Source organism: Actinomadura logoneensis, assembly GCF_003428695.1.
GTDB lineage: Bacteria > Actinomycetota > Actinomycetes > Streptosporangiales > Streptosporangiaceae > Spirillospora > Spirillospora logoneensis.
The window spans coordinates 1-2,671 of sequence record NZ_QURH01000659.1; the positions used below are offsets into that span (position 1 = coordinate 1).

Genomic DNA, 2,671 nt, shown 5'->3' on the forward strand with positions numbered 1-2,671 from the left:
CGCGCCGGTGAGCACGTCGCCGCCCGGGGCGGCCACGGCGTCCGCGTACTCCCGGGTCCGGCCGGTCAGCACGAGCGGCCGGGACGCGGGCCAGCCGGTGGAGTTCAGCGCGGCCAGGACCACCGGCCGCAGCGCCTCCGGCTGCTCGTCCAGGCCGTCCAGGACGGGCAGCACCAGGCCGCGGCCGACCAGCTCGGCCGGCGCGTCCCGGCCGACGTCGGCGGCGAGCAGGCTCGGGCACTGCTCCCCGACCCGGCGGGCCAGCCACGGGCCGAGCGGCTCGGCCGCCGGGTCCCAGCCGGTGAGCGGCAGCAGCACCGGTACGGGCTCGCCGGGCTCGGGGTCCTCCAGCAGTTCCCGGACGAGCAGGACGGCCAGCGTGGTCTTGCCCGCGCCGGGGCCGCCGGTGATCATCAGGCGGCGGCGCGGCAGCGCGCGGAACCGGGCGGCGAGTTCCGGGATCCGGTCGCCGTCGCCCACGATCCCGCCGTGGAACGGGCCGCCCGGGCCCGCCGGACGCGGCAGGGCGTGCTCGGGCCGGTCCATCGGGCCGGACAGCCGCCACCGGACGGCGAGCGGCGCGGGGTCGTCCAGCCGCCGGACGGCCGCCTCGGTGCGCCACTGCACGAGCACGGCGGCGGCGAGCCGTTCCCGGGCGCGCTCGACCTGCTCGGGTGTGGGCGGCGCGGGGGGCGCCGACCGGGCGACGCGGCGCGTCCACAGCAGGCTGCCGGTGAGCATCGGGGCCAGCGCGACCGCGATGGCGATCCAGTCGGTGCTGTGCGAGTCGTGCCTGCCCCACTCGCGCGCCGCCTCGGCGAGGCTGACCAGGACGGCCGCGCCGAGCGGCAGGGCGGTGCAGGCGGCGGCGAGCACGCGGAGCGCGACGCGTTCGGGTTCGGTCACGGGCGGCCCCCTCACCGGTGGTGGCCCCAGGGTGGATCCGGCGGGGGAACCGGTCAACCGCTTCGCCACTTACGGAGCGGGGCGTGACGCGGTACTTTTCTTTTGAGGTCAAACGATGGTTATGCGACCTCATAGCATGTATGCGGCCTTTGGGTGCAGTTGTGTCAGCGATGGAGGTGGCATGAGCGGCGGGATGGACCAGGCGCTGGGTTCGCCGTGGGGCGACGAGACGGCCGTGGTGGACGCGCTGCTGGAGTGGGCGCGGCGGCGGGTGGTGCGGTCGAGCGACCCCAAGACGACCGCGCGGCCCGCGTCGGAGCTGCGGGACGCGGCCGGCAAGACCGTCACCCCCTCCGGGATCGGCGCGCGCGAGGCGATGCGCGTGTTCGAGGAGGTGCTGCTCCCCGCCACCCGCTCGATGGACGACCCCCTGAACCTGGCCTACATCGCCGCCGCCCCGTCCCGCACGTCCATGGCCTTCGACTGCGTGGTGGGCGCCGCGAACGTGTTCGGCGGCCTCTGGGAGACCGGCGCCGGCGCGATCCACGCCGAGAACGAGGCCATCGGCTGGCTCGTCGAGCTGCTCGGCTGGCCGTCCACCGCGGGCGGGACGTTCGTGTCCGGCGGCACCGTCGGCAACCTGTCCGCGCTCGCCACCGCCCGCGAGAACGCGCGCCACCGGCTCGGCGGACGCCCCGAGGGCGGCTGGCGGCTCGCCTGCACCGCCGAGGCGCACTCGTCCATCAAGTCCGCCGTCCGGCTGCTGGACGCCGACGTCGTCGAGGTCCCCGACGAGCGCGGACGGCTCACCGGCGACGCGCTGCGGACCGTCCTGGCGGCCGAGCGGGACGCGGGCCGCACGGTGTTCGCGGTCGTCGCGACCGCCGGGACGACCAACGGCGGCCTGATCGACGACCTCGACGGGATCGCCGCCGTCTGCCGCGAGTTCGGCGCCTGGATGCACGTGGACGGCGCGTACGGCGGGGCCGGGCTCGCCGCGCCCTCCGTCCGGGACCGGTATCGCGGCATCGAGCACGCCGACAGCTTCATCGTCGACCCGCACAAGTGGCTGTTCTCCACCTACGACTGCTGCGCGCTGATCTACCGCGAGCCGCGCCTCGCCCGCGCCGCCCACACCCAGCACGCCGGGTACCTGGACGAGATCGACCGCGAGCAGTGGAACCCCGCCGACCTCGCCGTCCAGCTCACCCGCCGCACCCGCGGCCTGCCCTTCTGGTTCGGCCTCGCCACGCACGGCACCGCCAAGTACACCGAGGCCGTCGAGACCACCCTCGCCACCGCCCGCCGCGTCGCCGACCACATCCGCGAGTCCGGGCACCTGCGCCTGCTCCAGGAGCCGACCCTGTCGGTCCTGCTGTTCGAGCGGATCGGCTGGACCGAGGAGCAGTACTCGGCCTGGTCGCGCCGAAACGCCGTCGAGGGCGTCATCCTCTGCGTCCCGACCAAGTTCGAGGGCCGCAGCGTCCTGCGGCTGGCCTTCGTCAACCCGATGACCCGCGCCGACAAGGTGATCCCCATCCTCGACACGCTGGTCTGACCGCACCGCCCTGCCGCCGCCGCGTCCCGGCGGATGCCCACCGGGACGCTCTGGCCCGGCCAGCCGCCGGGACGCGCACACCGAACGGCGCGCGCGCCTGCCCGGGCGATCGAGAGCCGCCGGGGTCCGCGGGTGCCGGACGGTCGTCAGGACCGCTCAGTTCGGCTCGGCGGGGCCCGGACGGCCCGCTCCGGAGCCGCCCAGGCC

The 2,671-nt window shown here is 76.0% G+C and carries 1 protein-coding gene and 1 pseudogene; one reads left to right on the forward strand and one right to left on the reverse strand.

Annotated features, from left to right (window positions below):
* A pseudogene (locus tag DZF91_RS25240) lies at window positions 1–906 on the reverse strand (hypothetical protein); the annotation flags it as partial.
* A 181-nt stretch (window positions 907–1,087) separates the two neighbouring features.
* On the opposite strand from DZF91_RS25240, the gene DZF91_RS25245 reads away from it, so the two are divergent.
* Window positions 1,088–2,464, forward strand: a complete 1,377-nt coding sequence (locus DZF91_RS25245; protein ID WP_117359719.1) for a pyridoxal phosphate-dependent decarboxylase family protein — start codon at window positions 1,088–1,090, stop codon at window positions 2,462–2,464.
* The last annotated feature ends 207 nt before the right edge of the window (window positions 2,465–2,671 follow it).